1 protein-coding gene is annotated in these 1,191 nt (G+C 63.9%); it reads right to left on the bottom strand.

Going from position 1 to position 1,191, the window contains the following annotated elements:
* Positions 1-3: 3 nt before the first annotated feature.
* Positions 4-1,191: an elongation factor Tu gene (gene tuf, locus IEY36_RS30345; protein ID WP_188974058.1), complete on the bottom strand. Its 1,188-nt coding sequence runs from the start codon at positions 1,189-1,191 to the stop codon at positions 4-6.

Here is a 1,191-nt window from a genome sequence, read left to right as displayed (position 1 = left end):
TACTTACTTCGTGATCGACGCGACGACGCCGGCGCCGACGGTGCGGCCACCTTCGCGGATGGCGAAGCGCAGCCCTTCATCCATCGCGATCGGCGCAATCAGCTCAACGTCCATCGAGACGTTGTCGCCCGGCATCACCATCTCCACCCCTTCCGGCAGCGTGACCACACCGGTCACATCCGTCGTGCGGAAGTAGAACTGCGGACGATAGTTGGTGAAGAACGGCGTGTGACGGCCACCCTCTTCCTTCGTCAGCACATAGGCCTCAGCCTTGAACTTCGTGTGCGGCGTGATCGACCCAGGCGCCGCCAGGACCTGGCCACGCTCCACGTCTTCACGCTTCGTGCCACGCAGCAGCGCCCCAATGTTGTCGCCCGCCTGGCCCTGGTCCAGCAGCTTGCGGAACATCTCGACACCCGTCACCACGGTCTTCACCGTGTTCTTCAGGCCGACGATCTCCACTTCCTCGCCAACCTTCACGATGCCGCGCTCAACACGACCCGTCACCACCGTCCCGCGGCCCGAGATCGAGAACACGTCCTCGACCGGCATCAGGAACGGCTTGTCCACGTCGCGCGCCGGCTGCGGAATGTAGCTGTCCACCGCCTCCATCAGCTTCAGGATCGCCTGCTCACCGAGCTCCGGCTGCTTGTCTTCCAGCGCCATCAGCGCCGAGCCGTGGATGATCGGAATGTCGTCGCCCGGGAAGTTGTAGCTGCTCAGCAGCTCGCGCACTTCCATCTCGACCAGCTCGAGCAGGTCCGGGTCCGCCATGTCGCACTTGTTCAGGAACACCACCAGCGCCGGAACACCAACCTGGCGCGCCAGCAGGATGTGCTCGCGCGTCTGCGGCATCGGGCCATCGGCCGCCGACACCACCAGGATCGCGCCGTCCATCTGCGCCGCACCCGTGATCATGTTCTTCACGTAGTCGGCATGGCCCGGGCAATCGACGTGGGCGTAGTGACGGTTCGCCGTCTCATATTCCACATGCGCCGTCGAGATCGTGATGCCACGAGCCCGCTCCTCCGGCGCCTTGTCGATCTGGTCATACGCCGTGAACGTCGCTCCACCAGCCTTCGCAAGGATCTTGGTGATCGCCGCCGTCAGCGACGTCTTGCCATGGTCCACATGCCCAATCGTGCCAATGTTGCAGTGCGGCTTGTTCCGCTCGAATTTCGCCTTCGCCAT

The organism is Neoroseomonas lacus, from assembly GCF_014644535.1.
Lineage (GTDB): Bacteria > Pseudomonadota > Alphaproteobacteria > Acetobacterales > Acetobacteraceae > Neoroseomonas > Neoroseomonas lacus.
The sequence above is the reverse complement of the archived record's forward strand: the minus strand, read 5'-3'. Positions and strand labels throughout refer to the sequence as shown.

What these genes read in the sequence shown, in the direction of transcription:
- tuf (WP_188974058.1), bottom strand. Translation starts at nt 1,191, where the DNA reads ATGGCGAAGGCGAAATTCGAGCGGAACAAGCCGCACTGCAACATTGGC.